We start from the raw sequence: 19,060 nt of genomic DNA on the forward strand, positions 1-19,060 counted from the left end.
CCGACAGTGTGCACTGACGCCGTGGGCTGGGCGCAAGCGCTCTGTAATCCCACCCCATGCCTCTCGACACAAACGCCCCTGCCAATCGGCAGGGGCGTTTGTGTTTGTGCAAGGCGCTCGCGTCACATGGAGCGTCGTTCAGGCGTCAGCCGCGCAATGCCAGATAGCCGCCCGCCCCGATCATCAGGCCGCCGGCGCTGCGATTGAGGCGTTTGACTGCCTTCGCCGAGCGCAGATAGCGGCGGACACGCCCGGCGAGATAGCCCACCGGCACCACGCCCAGCAGCAATGCGCTCAGGTTGAGTCCGGCGGCGATCACGATATCGCTGCCGGTCAGCTGGGTGATATCCATGAAGGTGGGCAGGAAGGCGATATAGAACAGGATGACCTTGGGGTTGGATGCCGAGATGAGAAAGCCCTGTAGAAACCCTTTCCACCAGTTGCCACGTAGCCTGGGGACTTCAGCTTCCTCCAGTGTCGGTGAGCTCGTCCATAACTTGTAGCCGAGATAGAGCAGGTAGGCGGCGCCCAGGATACGGATGACCACGAAGACTTCGCCCCAATGCGTGGCCAGTGCCGACAGGCCGAATACCGCCGCCAGCATGTAGCAGACATCACTGAGACTCATGCCTACGGCCATCGGCACGCAGGCATTGCCACCCTGGCTCATGCCGCGCGCCAGCAGCGCCAGGATGCCAGGCCCGGGGGTGATGCCAAACAGGAAGATGGCAATGAAGAAGGTCAGCCCGCTTTCAAAGGTCATGAGAGGTCCCTGATGCATAGGGGGAGGGCAGCGCCGCCAAAGCGACGATGCAATCAAGCGCGTCTCGACAGGCGAGAGCGCCAAGCGCAAGACACCAGAGTAATGCAAAGCGCGGCGGTGCGGGAGAGCAGAACAAGAGGAGGGGATGAAGGAGGAGAAAGCGAGAACAAGGAAAGAGTGAAGAGAGCAGAATGAAGAGGAGATAAGAAGAGAGAGAAGAAGGAAGAATCGTGTAACAGGGCAGATGCATGATTCAAGGCAAGCGCGAAGCGGGCGCTCTGTGGCATATAAAAGCGCCAGCCGGTGGCCCGGCTGGCGCTGGGTGCTGCACATGCACGTTTTCGTCGGCGCGCATCTTGTGACAGTGCGTCACCTGATGGCAGGTTCTCCTTCTTCTTTCCTGTGTCTGACGCCATGAGGCTCGGGCACTGGGACACTTAGGCGCTTAGGCACCTAGATACTCAGGTGCTCAGGTACTCAGGCGCTCAGAACAGGGTTTCACGTATCGGGGGGGGCATCGGCATCGTGGCTTCTGCGCGGCGGGGCTTCAGATGAGACGACGCCGCAAGTTGCGATGCGTCTCGCTGCGATGGCTCGCGAGCAATCCGTTGCTCACTCGCAGTCGTTGAGGACGGCGTCCGGGAAATGACGACGCAGCATGCGGTTCTGGAACTCGTCGATGAACGAGCAGTTGATGATGATGATGAAGCGCTCGAAGTGCTCGCCGGCGTTCTCCTGGGTGATGGAGCTGACACTGTGGAACAGCTGGTCATCGTGGATATGCAGGACCTCGCCCGGTGCCAGCTCCGTGGTGGTCAGCAGCTCTTTGCCTGCCTTGTCCTGATAGAGGGTGTTGATGGCACCGCTGACATTCTCACGGTTGAGCACCAGGATGCTCAGGTACTTGCAGCCATCGGCGTGGATTCCCTGGCCCTGGAGAGGATCGATGGTGCCATCACCGCGCACGCCGGTGATCTGCATCAGGATAGGTTCACGCGGGCCGATACCCCACATGTCGGCCCAGGCCTTCACGAAGGCGCGCACATCCTCGCGCTCGGTGAAGCTCTCTTCCAGCGGTGCGTAATAGCGCAGACGGTCAGCCATGCTGGCGGCGTCATTGAACTTGCCGCCCTGCGCCATCGGACATTCGCCCAGCGTCTCGACTTCATGCTGGTCGTTCAGATGCAGCCAGGACATGCGCTTCCAGCGGGTGTTGACGTAGGGGTCACGCGGCAGGTCCTTCAGGAAGCCTTGCCAGGCCTCGAGGTCGATCTGGGAGGTGATGGATGCCTTGCTCCAATGCTGGCGTGCCAGCTCCTCGTGGACTGCCTCCGGCCAGTACTGCGAGGCAAGCGGCAGGCGCAAGGGGGTGGTGTCCGTCTTGGGGGTCGGGTAGTGCTCCACCAGGCCGCCCTGTTCCAAGGTGATCTTGCGGGAAGAGTCGGCCAGTTGACGTACGCCACGATTTGCGATGTTCATATGAAATTCCTCGACGTTTTGTGCGCTTGGGCGCAAATGGAAGGTGTTGCGTTGGCAACGTCGAGGAGAATGGGAAGGTGCGCACGAGATAGTCAAACCCGTACCATGGCGGTAACACGCTAATCTCGCGCAAGTATCATCAATATGGGTACATGGCCAATATCAAGGTATGAGTAATCTAATCGACTGGCATTATGTAAGTCATTAACGCTATTCTTCGCCCTTTGCAGACGAGCACCGCAACGCAGGTTCAAGCCGCCTGGCACTGCATGAAGCGTTGAGGATAGTTATCGAGAGGCGCTGCAAGACGCTGGGTTTACGCGCAGCAGACCCTTAGACTTTTCTCATGACGACAAGAACTCGTTCTGCGTGTGAGAGAACTCGTTCGAAGTGACATCCCGTCACGAGTTGATCTGCCCCGCCGAAGTCCGGCGAACAGGCGAAGGACGGCAGCGGAGGTATCCTTCAACATGGCTAAAGGGTTCCGCCAGGCCAGCAGGGCCGCCGGAATATTGTGCTCTCGTCCCGTCATCATTGCCGTGGTACTGACGTTGATGGTGGTGGTGATGTGGGGCCAGAGCATGCTGGGTCGATGGCCAACCGCGTTACTGATGGTGATTCTTGGCGCAACTGCGGGCATCATGCTATCTCGCAAGCGTCAGGTGTCACATCATCAGCATACGCAGGAGGCGGTCATGCAGACGAGTATGGTTGGCCTCTCGACCAGCAAGGGACTTCCCGTCAGTGATCAGCGCTTTCGAGAGCTGTTGGAAAGTCTGCCGCGCGTCGCCGTTCAGGGCTATGACAGCCAGCGCCGCGTCATCTACTGGAACGAGGCCAGCGAGCGGCTATACGGCTATAGCGAGCAGGAAGCTCGCGGACGATGCCTGGAAACTCTGGTGATCCCGGAGACGATGGCAGATGTCGTGGTGGACGCACACCATGCCTGGGTCTCTCAGGGTATCGAGATTCCCTCCAGTGAACTTGAGCTCAAGCACAAGTCAGGCGCCCCCGTGCCTGTCTTTTCCCACCATGTGATGTTGGGAGAGCGCACTGACAACCCGCTGATGTTCTGTATCGACATCGATCTGGCGGGTGAGCGCAAGGTCCAGCGTGATCTGGATTACATGACGCGTTTCGACCCCCTGACGGAGCTGCCCAATCGCCAGACCTTCGAGAGCGAACTCGGCGAGGCGCTCAGTGAATGTCAGCGTCATGACGACACCCTGATGGTGCTGTTTCTCGATATCGATCATTTCACCGAGATCAATGACACCCTCGGTTACGAGATGGGTGACCGCGTCATCCGTAGCGTGGCCAAGCGTCTGCAGGGCTTCCAGCGCAATCAGGATCTGCTCTCGCGCTTTGGTGGCGATGAATTCGTGCTGGCAATGCCACGACTGGATTACGAGAGTGATGCCCTGTCGGTGGTCGAGCGCATTCGTCAGGACTTCCAGCGACCCTTCGAGATCGAAGGGCGCCAGTTGCTGCTGCGCCTGAGTATCGGCATCAGCCTGTATCCCGAGAATGGGAGCGAGGCGGCCGAGCTGGTGCGCAATGCCGATGTCGCCAAGCATCGTGCCAAGCTGGCCGGGCGCGATGGCTATCAGTTCTTCAATCAGGAAGTCCGCAACGAGATGCTGCATCAGCACCATCTGGCCGGACGCCTGCAGGCGCTGTTGAATCAGGATGGCGGTGGGGAATTGTCGCTGCATTATCAGCCGCAGGTGGCGGCGCGCAGTGAGCGCATCGAATCCTTCGAGGCGCTGCTGCGCTGGCATTCTCCCGAGGGCTATATTCCGCCCTCCGATTTCGTGAAGGTCGCCGAGCGCACCAATCTGATCGAGCGTCTGGGAGACTGGGTCATCCGCCAGGCGTGTCGTCAGCAGGCCGAATGGCGCGCCATGGGGCTGAAAGGCTACCGGATCGACATCAACATCTCCGGACGCCAGGCCATCAGCTCGGATGTCTTCACCCGCCTTGAGGCCTATGTCGAGGAATACGGACTGACACCGCGGGACATCGGTATCGAGCTGACCGAGAACGTGTTGATCGATGCCGACATCAAGGTACGCGACAGCCTGCGGGCGCTCTACGACCGTGGCTACAAGATCGCCATCGATGACTTCGGCACCGGCTATTCCTCGATGAGCTATCTCAAGTTGTTGCCCGTGACGGCGCTCAAGATAGATCGCTCCTTCGTGATCGAGTGCGCCCAGGAGCCCAAGGACCGCGCCATCATGGAGGCTACGGTCTTCCTTGGGCATCGCCTCGGGCTGGAGGTGGTCGCGGAAGGGGTCGAGAACGAACAGCAGCTGGAGTTGCTGCGCGAGATGCGTTGTGACCTGATCCAGGGCTATTACTTCTACAAGCCGATGGCGGCCACGGATATTCAGCGTCTGTTACTCGGCGGCAACAATCCGCCGAATCGCGCCTCGGGGGCCCTCGCCTCGGACAAGGGTGCTGCAGCCCCTGGCTGTCACTGATACCGGTCGGCCATGCGAGCGATTGATGGTGCTTCTCCAGCAAAGGTCTGTTGCTGTTTGGGCCCTTTTTTGTTCGCGGACTAAAAGATATGATGCTGACAGTTGAAACGCGTCAGGCCGTCACCCTTCATCTCGAGTCTTCCATCTCGGATAAGGACTGGCCACCTGACGTGAAGTCTTCGAGTCGAGCCAGCCATGGCTCCTCGATCATTTCTGCCGAGGGTGGCTGCGTCGTTCAATGCGCAGGGTTGTTCGCCCATCCTCGCTTCCAGCCTGCGTTGCAGGTTGCGATGGTTCCTTGAGCGGATTCACGATCTTTCCGGCGCTATCCTCTGGATACATGTCCGGGCAAGCCAGTCCTTGTGACTGGCTTTTTTTATGCCTGTCACAAAGTGTGGCTAGTGGGGCGGTGCCGTCGCCAGCTCCCGGGCGAGCCATTCGCCCAGCGCCTCGGCATGCGGGTGGCGAGCACGAGCGCGGCCGACCTGCGGCAAGGTCAGCGTCAGGCATGCCTCGGTCTCGACGAAGCCCCAGGGGGCGACGAGGCGCTTGCTGCGAAGGTCTTCCTCCACCAGATAGTCCGGCGCGATGCCGACGCCCAGCCCGACCAGTGTCGCCTCGAGCAGGTAGTTGAGGTGCTCGAAGCCTTGCGCGTAATCAAGCCCCTCACTGGATAGCCCCTGGCGTGAGCACCAATCCGGCCAGGCTTGCGGGCGCGATCGGGTATGCAGCAGGGGCAGGCCAAGCAGAACCTCGGGGGGAGGGGGGCTGGATGCCTCGCTCAGCCACTCGCTGTCGGGCCGCAGGACGGGCCCGATGCGCTCGGTGCCCAGCACGCGCGTCTCCTGATGCTCGGCGTCGTCAAAGGGCGGCGTCTGGAAGCGCAGGACACCGTCCACGCCATTGCGCAGCCCTTCGTTGTCATCACTGGCGGTCAGGTGCAGCTCGAGTTCCGGCAGGGCGTCCTTGAGTGCCCCCAGCCGCGGAATGAACCAGCGTGCCAGAAACGACCCCGGGCAGCTCAGCACGAAGGGCGCCCGCGCATCACTGCGTGCCAGTGCACCGCACACGCGTGCCAGACCGCCAAGGTGATGACGGGTCGCGGTCGCCAGCTCACGGCCGGCCTGTGTCAGCGTCAGGCCACGCCCGGCGCGATCGAACAGGCGTGTGCCGAGTGCGTCTTCCAGCTGGCGGATCTGACGGCTGACGGCCCCGTGGGTCACATGCAGTTCCTCTGCGGCGCGCGAGGCGCTCTCATGGCGAGCTGCCACATCGAAGGTGCGCAGGGCATTGAGGGGAGGCAGTAGCTCGGTGCGCTCCATGGTGTGTCTCCTGAGCAAGTGCTGGGCGAGTGCTGGACGTGTCATTGGCATGGAAAGAGTGGCTGCGCGGCAATGACCGTCTCGACCATATGTGAGATTTTCTCACACATCTTGGCGAATTTATCGTTTTTCTTCCAGTGCCTGCAGCGCTAGGATGATCACCATATCGCTGGCCCCGCAGATGCCTTGCGCAGTATGTGAGACCAGCCACTGACACGATTCGAGGAGTTCAGCATGAGCCAGACGACTGCTACCCCCAGCCTGCGCCAAGGGCCTGATGCCAAGGGTTTCTTCGGTGATTTCGGCGGCCGCTTCGTTGCCGAGACGCTGATGCCATTGATCCTGCACCTGCAGCGCGAGTATGAAGCCGCCAAGCAGGACCCGGCATTCGCCGAGGAGCTGGCTGGCCTGTCCGCGGACTATGTCGGCCGCCAGAGCCCGCTGTATTTCGCCGAGCGCCTGACCGAGCAGCTGGGCGGCGCCAAGATCTATCTCAAGCGTGAAGACCTGATGCATACCGGGGCTCACAAGATCAACAATGCGCTGGGCCAGGTACTGCTCGCTCGCCGCATGGGCAAGCAGCGCATCATCGCCGAGACCGGTGCCGGCATGCACGGTGTGGCGACTGCCACCGTGGCGGCGCGTTTCGGGCTGGACTGCGTGATCTACATGGGCTCCACCGATATCCATCGTCAGCAGCCCAATGTGCAGCGCATGCAGCTGCTGGGCGCCAAGGTCGTGCCTGTCACCGCCGGTGATGGCACGCTGAAGGACGCCATGAACGAGGCGCTGCGTGACTGGGTCACCAACGTCGATGACACCTTCTACATCATCGGTACCGTGGCCGGGCCGCACCCGTACCCGCAGCTGGTGCGTGACTTCCAGTCCATCATCGGTCAGGAAACCCGCGTGCAGCTGCAGGAGAAGGAAGGGCGTCTGCCGGATTCGCTGGTCGCCTGCATCGGCGGCGGTTCCAATGCCATGGGCCTGTTCCACCCGTTCCTCGATGAGGAAAGCGTCGAGATCATCGGTGTCGAGGCCGCTGGTGAAGGCCTTGAGACTCCGCGTCATGCTGCCAGCCTCAAGGGCGGCCTGCCGGGCGTTCTGCATGGCAACCGCACCTTCCTGCTGCAGGATGAAGAAGGTCAGATCGGCGATGCGCACTCCATCTCCGCCGGTCTCGACTATCCGGGTATCGGTCCGGAACACGCATGGTTGCATGACATCAAGCGTGCCGAGTATGTCGCCGCGACCGACCAGGAAGCGCTCGACGCCTTCAAGATGCTGTGCCGTCTGGAAGGCATCATTCCGGCGCTGGAGTCCTCCCACGCGCTGGCGGAAGTCATCAAGCGTGCACCGGGCCTGCCGAAGGACCACCTGATGGTGGTCAACCTGAGCGGCCGTGGTGACAAGGACATGGCCACCGTGACTCATCACCTGGCCGACGAACTGGGCCTGAACCCTGACGGCGAGTAAGCCCGGGTCTGTCACGTGTTGCCCGGCGTCAGAATCGTCAGTCGCTGATCGAGTCTGAGCGCCCCATGCCTTCTTCGCCTGCAGCTGTCATCGATGCCTGCAGGCCAGCAAATTCGGAGTCTATTGATGAGCACTTCCGCTATCGACACTACTGCCAGCAGCCGTCTTGACCGTCGCTTCGCTGCCGTGCGCGCCGAGAATCGTGCCGCGCTGGTGACCTACATCACTGCGGGCGACCCCGGCTACGATGCCAGCCTCGCGACCTTCCTCGGCATGGCGGACGCCGGAGCCGATGTCATCGAGCTGGGCATGCCGTTCACGGACCCGATGGCCGATGGTCTGGCCATTCAGCATGCTACCCAGCGTGCCCTGAAGGCCGGCCAGACCATGGACCGCACCCTGGCGATGGTCAGCGAGTTCCGCAAGCGCGATCAGGACACTCCCATCGTGCTGATGGGCTACTACAACCCGATCTATCGTCGTGGCGTGAGCCGTTTTCTCGAGCAGGCGAGCGAGGCCGGCGTCGACGGCCTGATCGTCGTCGATCTGCCGCCGGAGCACGATGACGAGCTGTGCGTCCCGGCCAGCGAAGCGGGCATCAGCTTCATTCGCCTCGCTACACCGACCACTGACAGCGAGCGCCTGCCGGGTGTGCTGGCCAACACCTCGGGCTTCCTCTACTACGTCTCCAGCAATGGCGTGACCGGCGGCGCGGCACCGACTGCCGAGAAGGTCGAGGCCGAGGTCGGTCGCATTCGTGAGCATACCGATATTCCGGTCGCGGTCGGCTTCGGTATCCGTACCGCTGAACAGGCGGCGCGGATCGGGCGTTTCTCCGACGGTGTGGTGGTCGGTTCTGCCTTGATCGACCTGCAGGCCAATGCCGAGACGCCGGAGCAGGGTACTCAGGCCGTGCACGCCCTGACCCGTGAACTGGCTGATGCCCTGAAGACCGCGCGTCAGTGATCGCTGGTTAGTGGCCAGCATGCCCCTCGCAGGGGCGATAGTTAGATAGATAGACAGACAGCAACGCCTCGAACCCTGTTCGGGGCGTTGTTGTTTGTGGGGCTCGCGCTATCGGCATGACGCGGCGTGTCACGTCCATCGCCTCGTTCTCGCGCTTACTCTCAAGCTCAATCTTGTGAAGCGTGCGCTGGCAGGATCTCGGCCAACCAGTGTGCTATCCGTCCGCGTACCTGCTCACTGTCGTGCCATTGCAGCAGCAGGTGGGGTGCCTCGGGCAGGTAATGAATCTCGAGCGTATCGCGTGAGGCGCTCGGCCAGTCGCTGACCAGCCGCTCGATGGCCACCCGGGGCACGGTCTCATCGCTATCACCGTGCAACAGCAGAGTGGGCGGCAGTCGTGTATCAGCAGAAAGTGCCGCGATGTCATCGCTGGCATGATCCGTGAAGCGAATCAGGCCGTAATAGGCATCAAGGCGCACGGAATGCACGACGCGGGAATCCTCGGCCAATCGCCTGGCGGCCGCGGGCTGAAGTTCTCCTTCGGGGTACCTGCGTGGTACCTCCACGCTGGTTGCGGGGATCAGGTGCGCCGCCGTCCAGAGTCCTGCGTTTTACAGATAGCGCCAGCGGATGCCACCGCGGACGCCCGGGGCGGCGAGCAGGCTGCCATCGATCGACAGCGCCGGGTGCTGGGCGAGGGCATTGAGTATCACCGAGCCGCCCATGCTTTCGCCCGCCACGATCAAGGGGAGGTTCGGGTGGCGCTGGCGCAGTACCGTGATGGCGTCCACCAGGTCCTCGACCAGCAACGGGGACTCCGGCCATCGCCCTTGCTGGCTGGACTCCCCGAAACCGCGTTGGTCATAGGCGTAGGTCACGATGCCTTGTCCGGCCAGCCACGGGCCCAGATCGGCATATGCCAGCCGGAAGTCGCCGTAGCTGTGCAGGCCGAGCAGCATGGCGCGCTGAGGGGTTGCCTGCGCAGGTTGCCAGGACTCCCATGCCAGCGACGTGGCGTCGCGGGTCACGAGATGGGGTGAGGCGGAGAATTCATCAAGGTAAGGGGCCTGGTGGATGTCACTGGCCGCAAGGTAGTGCGGCCCGCATCCCGAGAGCAGCATGCAGAGTGTGACTGACACAAGGGGCAGCAGAGCGTTCAAGGAGTGGCTCTCCGTGGCGAATGGCGTGATGTGTGTACTACGCCCGACGCTGCCGAGTGGATCATGCTGTCAGGGCATCTGAAATGTGAGCGCTGTCAGTGTTGTGGGAGTGAACGCGCTCGATTCAAAGCCTGAGCAGCGCTCGAGAGTCGAATGATGATCGACGCCAGTGCCGATCGAATGACGCTGGACTCATATTCAACGCATCGCAGTGGGTTAATATTACTGATACATAGGCCGCATACTGGTGCCGAGGATCAGGCACGCTGGTGCTGGTAATTCTCCGAGTCCTGCACAAGGCTCGGCATGTCATCCAGCCAGGATCGCAGAGGAGTCTGCTGAGGATACGCCAGTGAGTGACACCACATCGTTTGGCACCATGCCGAGCACTTCCCGGCCCGCCAATGGCCAGGAAGCCGAAGGCTTGCTGAATCAGCTGCTGGATCACACCAGCAACGGCGTCTGTTGCTACGACCTCGAAGGGCGCATTCGCTGGGTCAACCCCGCTTTTGAGCAGCTTCTCGGCTATCGAGAGCAGCAGGTGGTCGGCAAGGTGCCCAGTGAATTCCTGATGGGGCCGGCATCCGATCTGCTGGTCATCACCCGATTGCGTGAACAGCGCCGCCGCGGCGAACCCAGCGATGAGGAGCTGGTGCATTACGACAGCAATGGCCAACCACTGCGATTGCGGCTGCGCTGCATACCGCTCAAGGATTCCAGGGGGCGGGTGGAAGGGTATCTGGGGCTGCAGACGGACATTACCCAGATGCACCGGGCCTTGATGTTGAGCCACTCCCAGCTTGAGCTGCTGGAAGCCGTGGCGGCAGGTCAGTCTCTGGACAAGACATTGCGAGACCTGTGCCTGACCATCGAAGGCGCCGCGGTTCAGGTGCGCTCCTCGTTGCTACTGCTGGATGATGTGGGCCGCACCATCGTGGCAGGGCAGGGGCCCAGCCTGCCGGCAAGCTTCATGCTGTTCACCCGTGGCTTGAAGATCGGGGAAGGCGTGGGCACCTGTGGGACGGCGATGTGGCGGCGCAAGCCGGTCATGACGCCTTCCATCGCGCAGGAACCTGCCTGGGAGGGCTTCCGTGAGCATCCGCATGCGTTGGGGCTGGATGCCTGCCTGTCGATGCCGATTCTCGATGGCGACGATAACCCCCTGGGCAGCTTTGCCTTCTATGCCGAGACAGGCGAGGTCTTCGATGCGACTCACCATGGCTTGCTCGAAGTGGCGGTCAAGGTAGCCAGACTGGCGATCGAACGCTATCGACGTGACCAGCAACTGACGCATCAGGCCTTGCACGATTCGTTGACCGGCTTGCCCAACCGGCGTCTCGTGCGTCGTCATCTCTGTGAGCTGGCGGAGCAGGCCCAGCCCGGCGAGATGGGCGCGCTGATGTTCCTGGATCTCGATCACTTCAAGCGTCTCAACGACATCCTCGGACACGATGCCGGTGACCTGGCGCTCAAGCAGGTCGCCTCGCGTCTGGCAGAGATGCTGGGCCCGCAGGACTTCCTCGCGCGCCATGGGGGAGACGAGTTCATCGTGCTGCTGGCACCGAGAGCCGGTGGGCCGCGCGAAGCGGCTAGCCGAGCGCGCCAGGTGGCGGAGCAGATGCTGGAGCGACTGCAGGAGCCGCTGGAGCTTGAAGGGCGAACGCATCAGTTGACCGGCTCGTTGGGCATCACGCTCTATCCGCGTCACGAGGAAGGCTATGGCGTCTGCTCTCACCAAGTGTTGCCGGCTGGCAAGGCGGAGCACACCGAGATCGATAGAGAAGAGGGCGATGCCTGGAGTCACCTCCTGCATCAAGCGGATATCGCGCTCTATGAGAGCAAGGGGGCCGGGCGTGCACGGCTGTGTTTCTTCGCGCCCGAGATGCGCCAGCGCATCATCGATGCCGCCCGGATGGAGCACGCGTTGCGTGAGGCCGTGTCTCGCCAGCAGCTGAGTGTCCACCTCCAGCCGCAATTTTCCCTGCCCGAAAGTGGTGAGCCGCAATTGTGTGGCGCCGAGGCATTGCTGCGTTGGCATGACCCGCAGCTGGGGATGGTCTCGCCAGCGACCTTCATCCCCATCGCGGAGGAGTCCGGACTGATTCTCGAGCTGGGGCATTGGGTGCTGGAGCAGGTCTGTCGCGAGCTTGCTGCCATGACCGCCCGAGGCTATGCGCTACCGATGGCGGTCAATGTCAGTCAGGTACAGTTCCGTAGCAGCGAGTTCGTGCCGCAGGTCACCAGGCTGCTGGCGCAACATGACTTCGCGCCTGAGCTCTTGCGTATGGAAATCACCGAGAGCCTGGCGACGGATGATGAAGCGGCAATGCTCGAGAAGATTGACCAGTTGGCAGCCTTGGGCCTGAGCTTCTCGATTGATGATTTCGGCATCGGCTACTCGAATCTGTCGCGTTTGCGTCGTATGCCGCTCAAGGAGCTGAAGATAGATCGCAGCTTCATCAATGACCTGTCTCTTGAGGATGCGCCAGACACGCGTACCACAGGCAACGAGATCGTGCGTGCCATGTTGATGATGGCGCGCGCTCTGTCACTCGATGTCGTGGCGGAAGGCGTGGAAGAGACGGAGCAGCTCGAAGTCTTGCGGCGCATGGGCTGCGAGCGAGTCCAGGGTTACCTGCTGGGGCGCCCGCGTCCGATGGCAGAGGTGATTGGCGATGCGGAGGCCCGGTTGTCGAAAGGATAGGGAAGGCATGTTCATGAGGCTGTCTCAGCCAGCCAGGGGGCATGGCACCGAAATCAGGCGTCGAGCTTGCTCTCAGGATATTGATCCAGTGGCTGAAGCATGTGGCTGATGACAGGGGGCGTGAAGCAGGCGGTGCAGCAATTGTCGGGTTTATCTCGCCACTTCAATGGCTTATACTTCCGCTCGCTACGCCCCCTTAGCTCAGCTGGATAGAGCGGCCCCCTCCTAAGGGGCAGGTCGCAGGTTCGACTCCTGCAGGGGGCGCCAGCAATCCCACCTTCTGGACGACGTCATCTGTCCTGCCTTCTGCGTCATCGCCTTATCGTCTTCTCTGTACCCTTCGTTGTGTGCTCGGCCCTTGCTCTGTGAGCAGCGTCTGTCCTGGCTTCAGGCCCGACTTCCGAGCTTGGTTTCCGCACTTGATTACCCTATCCGATACTCGATCAATAATGCCCTGACTCTTGGTCTGGACATCGCATCGCCGTGTCTGTCGATCGCTTTGTCACCCAACCGTCTTGCCAGCCAATCGTCTTGCCAGTCAAACGTCCTGCCAGTTCAGCGTCTCGGGAAGCGCTAGAGCAAGCCCTGCAAGAGAGTCTCTCGATAAATGCAGGGCTTTGGGTGTCAGCGGGAGTTTGATGTCACGGCATCAGTGGGCAGGGACAGAAACTCCTGCATGATGCGGGTATCGCGGAAGCGTTCGATCAGCTCCGGATCCGAGTCGAGTGCCGGCGGGTTGGCGAGGCCTTCGCGAATCTTGGCTGCCAGCGCCTCGATGGAGTCTTCGGAGATCAGGCGCGCTTGATCATGGATCAACACGTTGCGAATGCCGCCGGGGACATCCGGTGCCACGCACGGCGTGCCACAGCACATGCTCTCCACCAGCACGATGCCGAAGGCCTCACTACGCGAACTGAGCACGAACAGACGGGCGTGCTTCATCCACGGGTAGGGGTTCAGGCGGCTACCGATCAGGTGGACCTTGTCGCCGACGCCCAGCTCGCGGATCAGTGCTTCGGTGGCTTCCCGCTTGGGGCCATCGCCGACGATGACGAGGTCTTCCTCGATGCCTGAGGCGAGGTATGCCTTGATCAGCACATCCTGACGCTTGACATCCGAAAGACGACACACCTGCACCACGTAAGGGCGGGAGGGCAGTTCCACCTCTTCCTCTGCCATGGCGGCGATGGCATCCAGATCACAGACATTGCCGATGGTCGCGAGTCTCGCCGCCTTGATCCCGTGATGGTCCAGCAGGTGTTCCAGTTGCTGGCGCACATTGTCGGTGTTGCACACGACCTGTTTGCCGCTATACAGGCGGCTCAACAAGAAGCGTTGTTGCCAGCCCTCTTTCAGGTCGCCGGGCCATGACACCGCCACCTGCCACAGGCGAGGGTCCCGCCACGACCAGAAGGTCTCGAAGGCGCCCTGGCCGCGCGTGATGACTCGATCGATCGGGCCGTGTTCCTTTTCCAGACGCGCGACGAAACGGCGCAGATAGTGGCCGCCGTAATAGCCCCGCCAGACGTATCCTGAGCCCTTGATCCACGGAGCCAGCAGCAGGCGGGTGAACAGGTCGTAGAACAGGCCGATGCCCGTCTTGCGAAATGCCTTGTCGAAGTCGACCTGGTGAAGGTGCACGCCGGCATCCGGGACGAGTTCCAGTTCGCCTTTCAGTACCAGTACATGGACCTCATGCCCTTCGCGGTGCAAGACATTGGCGAGATTGACGGTATTGCGTTGGATACCGCCGATGTTGAGCTTGCGGACGATTAGCAGGACGCGTTGTTTCATGGCTGAGGTCTATGTCGGAAGTGGAGTCGATGTGCACAAGTCAGTCACGTTGAAGCCTTGGCTGCTCAAGTCGATCAAGTGTCGGTCTTTCTCTGCCCCATGACCTCTTTCCTCGCCATGTGCCGTTCCTTGGCCCCTCGATGCAGGCGCCATTCTACGCCGATCCATTTGGCGGAGGAAATGCGTGGCGGCGGGCCGTCAGCGGCATCAGTGGGCGGTTCATCCGCACCGAGAAGTGCCTTTGGCGAGTGAGTGAGGCATTATCTGCACCATTGCTTCGTCAGTTCTTTCTCCTTCGCCAAGATATACTTCATGCCTGAGCCGAAAACCTCGTCCCGCGCTGGCGCTTCCCGCGTTCGCCGTGCCACCGCTGATCGTCATTTCGACGGTCTGGCCGACAAGTTCGAACGTGGTTTCTACACCACGGAGCGCGGCCGTGTTCGCCTTGCGCTCACCCAGCGCCTGATGGATGAGCGTTTCTCGCATTTGCCGCCTTCCCCGGTACTGGAAATCGGTGCGGGGCTTGGGCAGACAGCCCACTGGTGGCTCACGCGCGGACACCATCTCACGCTGGTCGAACCCTCTGGCGAGATGCGTGAGCGCGCGAAACGCTTCCTGAGCACTGCCACGCCGCAAGGCCAGGGGTTGTCCGTTGGTACGACGGCTGACCCATCCCGGGCGGCTCAGGAGGCGTCAGATCCGCAAGTGCCAGGTCAAACCGACGCGCTGTCGAATGATGAGCCGTTCGCTGGGCGGCTGGTCTGGGAGGAGCGTGATCTGCAGGGCTTCGCCGCCGAGACTGATCAGCGGTGGCCGGTGGTGGTGTGCCACGCCGTGCTGGAGTGGCTGGTCGATCCCCGGGAGGGTTTTGCATTGCTCGCGGAGTTGCTGGCGCCCGGTGGCGTCATGTCGCTGAGTGTCTTCAATCGCGATGCGCTGGCGTTTTCCAATGTCAGCAAGGGCAATTTCGACAAGGTGCTGGAAGGGCGCCTGGCGGGCTGGGGTACCGGCAAGCGCTTGACGCCCATCTCACCGCTGCGCGATGGCGAGATACGTCAGTGGGCCGCGGAGGCGGGTCTTGAGGTACGTGAGCTGACCGGGCTGCGCGTCTTCCATGACTATCTGCGCTCACGCGACCCGCTGAGCGAGGCTGACATGCAGAAATTGCTCGCGCTCGAGTGTCAGCACTGGCGCACGCCCCCCTTCGTCTATCTGGGCCGCTATCTGCACTATGAGCTGGTGCGTCCAGCCTGAGGCGGCACCCGCACAACCGTATTGTTTCGATATCCGGCGCTCTCGCCGTTGTCCGTATCTTCCTACCCTGTTGGAGTCTTCATGTCTGCTCAAACCCCCGCCTGTCAGCTGCTCGAGCGTCAGGACAGTGATTTCCGTGATTGGCTGTGGGTCGCTGCACCGCGTGATGACTGGTGGCTGTCATCGGACCGCCAGCGGCGTGTCTGGGGGCATGACACCGGTATCGTGAATGCCGCGCGGGAGGCCGGGCACCGGGTCAGCCATGCGGTGTCCTTCGCCGATGCGCGGGCTGACGACACCATCACGCAAGCCGCGGGTGCCATCGTGTTCTGGCCCAAGGCGCACGCGCTGGGCGAGTGGTGGCTGGTGGCGCTGTGCCAGGTGTTGCCGACCGGTACGCCGATCAAGGTGGTGGGCGAGGTCAACGGCGGCATCAAGCGCGCTGAGCGCATCCTCAAGGCGCTGGGGATGACGGCGCGCAAGGACGATACCGCGCGCCGTTGCCAGCTATGGTCATCTGCCACGCGTGAGTTGACGGCCGAACAGGCCGCCAGCAGTGAATCGCCACTGGCAGTGGCTGGACAATGGACAGAAGGCTGGGGCGAATTCGAGGCGCTGGAGATGCGACTGACCAGTCATCCGGGACTGTATGGCAATGCCAAGCTGGACCCGGGGACCGCGCTGCTGCTGGAGAACCTGCCGACCCGTGGTTACAAGCGTGCGCTGGATATCGGGGCGGGTGACGGCATCATCAGCTGCTGGCTGGCGCGTCACGGGGCGCGCGTGATGGCAGGCGATGTCAGTGCCTTCGCGGTGGAGGCGACCCGTCGCAGTCTGGCGCTCAACGGGCTTGAGGCGGACGTACGCCTGAGCGATGTGTTCGCGGCGTTCGAGGGGGAGCGGTTCGAGGCCATCGTGGCCAATCCGCCGTTCCATCATGAGCGCGATATCGATTACGGACCGGCGGCGCGCCTGATCAGCCAGGCACCGGATCACCTGATGCCCGGCGGCACCCTGACGCTGGTCGCCAACGCCTTCCTGCCGTATCCCGATCTGCTGCAGGCGGCCTTCGGCGAGTTTGAAGTGCTCGCGGAAACGCGCCAGTTCAAGGTCTATCGTGCACGCAAGGCGCGCTGATTCCCTGCGGCCTGATGCCCAGCTCGCCGCTTACGCCTCAGGCGACTGATAGCGGATGGCCGTGATGATGTAGGTCGTCTCGCCGCCCGGCGCGGCCACGCTCACCTCGTCATCCAGCCCCTTGCCCAGCAATGCCTGGGCAAGGGGCGCATCGACGCTGATCCAGCGGCGCGGATTGTCGGTCTCATCAGGGCCCACGATGCGAATCTCCATTTCCTCTCCCTGCTCGTCCTCCAGCGTCACGAAGGCCGCGAAATAGACGCGCTTCAGATCCGCGGGCAGGCGATCGACGACCGTCAGCTCATCCAAGCGTTTCTCCAGATAGGCGATCTTGGCGATGGTCTGATTGAGCGCCTTCTTGTTGTAGGTGTAATCCGCATTCTCGCTGCGATCCCCCATGGCGGCAGCTTCGCCCGTCTTGCGCGAAAGCTCCGGGCGCCTCACGCGCCTCAGGTGGTCGGCCAGCCCCTTCATCTTCGCGTGGCCCTGCGGGGTAATCACGTTGCTCTTCTTTTCCTGGCGCGGGTCCGTCTTGGGGTCGCGCCAGCGTGTCATGTTGCGACCTTGCATGGTCTGCTCCGCTGGTTCTGTGGGTAAGGCTCAAGGCGTCGTGTGCGATGTTCGCTAGCGTTGAGACCTGCGACCAAGGGTGATTGGCGGCCGATTCAAACGTTCGTTACAGTCAGTGTGTGCTCGCCGGAGCACTTGCGCGTCACCCATGCTGAATCTGCCAACAATAACGAAAATCAGGGAGCTGTCCATGCCCATGCTGCCATCTTCACACCCGTCTTGCCGTGTCATATCCCGTTGCTGTCGCGTATTGCTCTCCGGGGGCATGGCGCTGGGCATCACGCTGGCCGGCATGACCGGAGTCCATGCTGCCCCGGGCGATGATGACGTCTTCCCGCTCTCCAAGCGCTGGGCACAGATCAATTATCAGGTCTCCGGTGATGCTCAGGAAAAGGGCATGGAGGCCCTGGGCAAGGAGGTACGCGCGCTGGCGGATCAGTATCCGGACAATGCCCATGTGCTGACCTGGGAAGGCATCATTCTGGCCTCATGGGCCAAGGCGCGCGGTGGCCTCGGAGCGCTGGATCTGGCCAAGGAAGCCAAGGCCACGCTCGAGAAGGCGATCACGCTCGACCCCAAGGGCGACAATGCCTCCGCCTATGTGACGCTTGGCGCGCTCTATGACAAGGCGCCCGGCTGGCCGGTGGGCTTCGGGGATGATGAGAAGGCGGGAGAAGTGCTGCGCAAGGGGCTTGAGGTCAACCCGACGGGCATGGATACCAATTATTATTACGCCGATTATCTGGCCTCAGAAGGCCGTGATGAGGAAGCGCTCAAGCATGCGCGTCTCGCACAGGACGGGCCGCCACGCCCCAATCGTGAGCTGGCCGATCAGGAATTGCAGAAAGAGATTGCCGCGCTGATCAAGCGCCTGCAGTGAGTCTCCGCCGCCCGTATCGCTTGCATGGCTGCCAGAAGCGGAGACTGGCTGGAGTGACATCAGTGAGTCATGCAAGTGAACGGCAGCGCTGGCGTCAGGCGCTGATGTAACATCCCCGAATGAATTCCTGCATGACACGGCCCGAGCGGAGATCCCGCTCGGGCCGTGTCGTTTACCGCTCTGTGGATGAGAAGTCGCCCAGATGCCTTCAGATGGCGCCTTGAATGGCGCTGATGACGGACTCAGTGCGGCGCGGCAAGCAAGTTTGCAGGTGACGGGCTGGCCAGTCTCGCGGCAGGACAGGATAATGTCTGCTCAGCCAAGGAGGATGCATGAGCGAGCAACAAGAGCACGTCGCAGGGCAACAGGCCTTCGCACATGATGATGTCGAACTGGTCGAGGCCAGGGTGTTGCAGGACGGCTTCTTTCGCCTCGAGCAGCGCGAATTCCGCCACCAGCGTTTCAACGGTGGCTGGAGCGATGTGATCCATCGCGAGGTGCATGTTCGTCACGATGCGGTAGGCGTATTGCCCTACGACCCGGTCAACGACCGCGTGGTCTTCGTCGAGCAGATTCGTGCCGGCATGCTGGAAGATGCACGCACGCCCTGGAGTCTGGAGCCGATTGCAGGGCTGGTGGACAAGGACGAACAGGCCTATGAGGTCGCGCGCCGTGAGGCGATCGAGGAGGCTGGATGTGAGCTGACCGACCTGATCGAACTGTACCGCTACTACCCGAGCCCCGGCGCCTGTACCGAGGAGGTCACGCTGTTCATCGGTCTGTGTGACAGCAGTGGGCTGGGCGGCGTGCATGGTCTGGCCGAGGAGAATGAAGACATCCGCGTGCATGTGCTCGATTTCCAGGCGGCCCTCACGCTGCTGGAACAAGGGCGGTTGGGCAATGCGATGGCCATCATGGCCATGCAATGGCTGCTGCGTGAACGTGCCTCGTTGCGCGTCATGCATGCCTGAGGCAGTGAAGGCGAAGCTTGGCAATCCCCCGCGTCTCACGCAGGCTTCCTCAACCTGCGCGTCAGAGCTGCTATTCTAGAGGCTTGCTGAAAACCGGC

Annotated in this window: 13 protein-coding genes, 1 tRNA gene and 1 pseudogene; 9 read left to right on the plus strand and 6 right to left on the minus strand. The window is 62.0% G+C overall.

Features of this window, described 5'->3' with window-relative positions:
- Positions 1-145 precede the first annotated feature (145 nt).
- Positions 146-763 (minus strand): LysE family translocator, encoded by a 618-nt coding sequence (locus tag QD356_RS02250; RefSeq protein WP_192838490.1) that lies wholly within the window; start codon positions 761-763, stop codon positions 146-148.
- A 612-nt stretch (positions 764-1,375) separates the two neighbouring features.
- The gene (locus tag QD356_RS02255) at positions 1,376-2,242 is read right to left on the minus strand and encodes a 2OG-Fe dioxygenase family protein (protein WP_084589647.1); all 867 of its coding nucleotides are present in this window, start codon (positions 2,240-2,242) and stop codon (positions 1,376-1,378) included.
- Between the two features lie 695 nt (positions 2,243-2,937).
- Between QD356_RS02255 and QD356_RS02260 the strand changes: the two genes are divergently transcribed.
- Positions 2,938-4,728, plus strand: coding sequence for an EAL domain-containing protein (locus tag QD356_RS02260; protein WP_225347763.1), 1,791 nt, complete (start codon positions 2,938-2,940; stop codon positions 4,726-4,728).
- Between the two features lie 398 nt (positions 4,729-5,126).
- Here the strand turns inward: QD356_RS02260 and QD356_RS02265 are convergent, their stop codons facing one another.
- Positions 5,127-6,050 carry a LysR family transcriptional regulator gene (locus tag QD356_RS02265; RefSeq protein WP_192838491.1) on the minus strand — a complete coding sequence of 308 codons (924 nt, stop codon included), beginning with the start codon at positions 6,048-6,050 and terminating at the stop codon, positions 5,127-5,129.
- Positions 6,051-6,284: 234 nt separating this feature from the next.
- Here QD356_RS02265 and trpB point away from each other — a divergent pair, with 234 nt between their 5' ends.
- Together trpB and trpA are read left to right on the plus strand one after the other, a co-directional pair.
- Positions 6,285-7,526, plus strand: a complete 1,242-nt coding sequence (gene trpB, locus QD356_RS02270; RefSeq protein WP_054554923.1) for a tryptophan synthase subunit beta — start codon at positions 6,285-6,287, stop codon at positions 7,524-7,526.
- Between the two features lie 126 nt (positions 7,527-7,652).
- On the plus strand, positions 7,653-8,492 hold the full coding sequence (trpA, locus tag QD356_RS02275) for a tryptophan synthase subunit alpha (protein WP_107335249.1): 840 nt from the start codon (positions 7,653-7,655) through the stop codon (positions 8,490-8,492).
- Positions 8,493-8,659: 167 nt separating this feature from the next.
- On the opposite strand, the pseudogene QD356_RS02280 reads toward trpA, so the two are convergent.
- A pseudogene (locus QD356_RS02280) lies at positions 8,660-9,613 on the minus strand (alpha/beta fold hydrolase).
- 391 nt (positions 9,614-10,004) lie between these two features.
- Between QD356_RS02280 and QD356_RS02285 the strand changes: the two are divergent.
- Positions 10,005-12,356, plus strand: a complete 2,352-nt coding sequence (locus tag QD356_RS02285) for an EAL domain-containing protein (RefSeq protein WP_192838494.1) — start codon at positions 10,005-10,007, stop codon at positions 12,354-12,356.
- Positions 12,357-12,546: 190 nt separating this feature from the next.
- A tRNA-Arg gene (locus QD356_RS02290) sits at positions 12,547-12,623 on the plus strand.
- Between the two features lie 357 nt (positions 12,624-12,980).
- Here the strand turns inward: QD356_RS02290 and QD356_RS02295 are convergent.
- Complete coding sequence (locus tag QD356_RS02295) at positions 12,981-14,150, minus strand: glycosyltransferase (RefSeq protein WP_192838495.1); 1,170 nt, start codon at positions 14,148-14,150, stop codon at positions 12,981-12,983.
- 312 nt (positions 14,151-14,462) lie between these two features.
- On the opposite strand from QD356_RS02295, the gene QD356_RS02300 reads away from it, so the two are divergent.
- Together QD356_RS02300 and QD356_RS02305 are read left to right on the plus strand one after the other, a co-directional pair.
- Positions 14,463-15,404, plus strand: coding sequence for a methyltransferase domain-containing protein (locus tag QD356_RS02300; RefSeq protein ID WP_192838496.1), 942 nt, complete (start codon positions 14,463-14,465; stop codon positions 15,402-15,404).
- 81 nt (positions 15,405-15,485) lie between these two features.
- A complete protein-coding gene (locus QD356_RS02305; protein WP_192838497.1) occupies positions 15,486-16,541 on the plus strand; it encodes a methyltransferase in 1,056 nt (351 codons plus the stop codon).
- 30 nt (positions 16,542-16,571) lie between these two features.
- Here the strand turns inward: QD356_RS02305 and QD356_RS02310 are convergent, their stop codons facing one another.
- A complete protein-coding gene (locus QD356_RS02310; RefSeq protein WP_192838498.1) occupies positions 16,572-17,111 on the minus strand; it encodes a GreA/GreB family elongation factor in 540 nt (179 codons plus the stop codon).
- A gap of 196 nt (positions 17,112-17,307) precedes the next feature.
- Between QD356_RS02310 and QD356_RS02315 the strand changes: the two genes are divergently transcribed.
- Together QD356_RS02315 and QD356_RS02320 are read left to right on the plus strand one after the other, a co-directional pair.
- Complete coding sequence (locus QD356_RS02315; protein WP_131431568.1) at positions 17,308-17,991, plus strand: hypothetical protein; 684 nt, start codon at positions 17,308-17,310, stop codon at positions 17,989-17,991.
- A gap of 332 nt (positions 17,992-18,323) precedes the next feature.
- The gene (locus tag QD356_RS02320; protein WP_192838499.1) at positions 18,324-18,962 is read left to right on the plus strand and encodes an NUDIX domain-containing protein; all 639 of its coding nucleotides are present in this window, start codon (positions 18,324-18,326) and stop codon (positions 18,960-18,962) included.
- The last annotated feature ends 98 nt before the right edge of the window (positions 18,963-19,060 follow it).

The sequence above is a fragment of the Cobetia sp. 2AS genome, from assembly GCF_029846355.1.
GTDB classification, from domain to species: Bacteria; Pseudomonadota; Gammaproteobacteria; order Pseudomonadales; family Halomonadaceae; genus Cobetia; species Cobetia amphilecti.

What these genes read in the sequence shown, in the direction of transcription:
- QD356_RS02250 (WP_192838490.1), bottom strand. Translation starts at nt 763, where the DNA reads ATGACCTTTGAAAGCGGGCTGACCTTCTTCATTGCCATCTTCCTGTTT.
- QD356_RS02255 (WP_084589647.1), bottom strand. Translation starts at nt 2,242, where the DNA reads ATGAACATCGCAAATCGTGGCGTACGTCAACTGGCCGACTCTTCCCGC.
- QD356_RS02260 (WP_225347763.1), top strand. Translation starts at nt 2,938, where the DNA reads ATGCAGACGAGTATGGTTGGCCTCTCGACCAGCAAGGGACTTCCCGTC.
- QD356_RS02265 (WP_192838491.1), bottom strand. Translation starts at nt 6,050, where the DNA reads ATGGAGCGCACCGAGCTACTGCCTCCCCTCAATGCCCTGCGCACCTTC.
- trpB (WP_054554923.1), top strand. Translation starts at nt 6,285, where the DNA reads ATGAGCCAGACGACTGCTACCCCCAGCCTGCGCCAAGGGCCTGATGCC.
- trpA (WP_107335249.1), top strand. Translation starts at nt 7,653, where the DNA reads ATGAGCACTTCCGCTATCGACACTACTGCCAGCAGCCGTCTTGACCGT.
- QD356_RS02295 (WP_192838495.1), bottom strand. Translation starts at nt 14,150, where the DNA reads ATGAAACAACGCGTCCTGCTAATCGTCCGCAAGCTCAACATCGGCGGT.
- QD356_RS02300 (WP_192838496.1), top strand. Translation starts at nt 14,463, where the DNA reads ATGCCTGAGCCGAAAACCTCGTCCCGCGCTGGCGCTTCCCGCGTTCGC.
- QD356_RS02305 (WP_192838497.1), top strand. Translation starts at nt 15,486, where the DNA reads ATGTCTGCTCAAACCCCCGCCTGTCAGCTGCTCGAGCGTCAGGACAGT.
- QD356_RS02310 (WP_192838498.1), bottom strand. Translation starts at nt 17,111, where the DNA reads ATGCAAGGTCGCAACATGACACGCTGGCGCGACCCCAAGACGGACCCG.
- QD356_RS02315 (WP_131431568.1), top strand. Translation starts at nt 17,308, where the DNA reads ATGCTGCCATCTTCACACCCGTCTTGCCGTGTCATATCCCGTTGCTGT.
- QD356_RS02320 (WP_192838499.1), top strand. Translation starts at nt 18,324, where the DNA reads ATGAGCGAGCAACAAGAGCACGTCGCAGGGCAACAGGCCTTCGCACAT.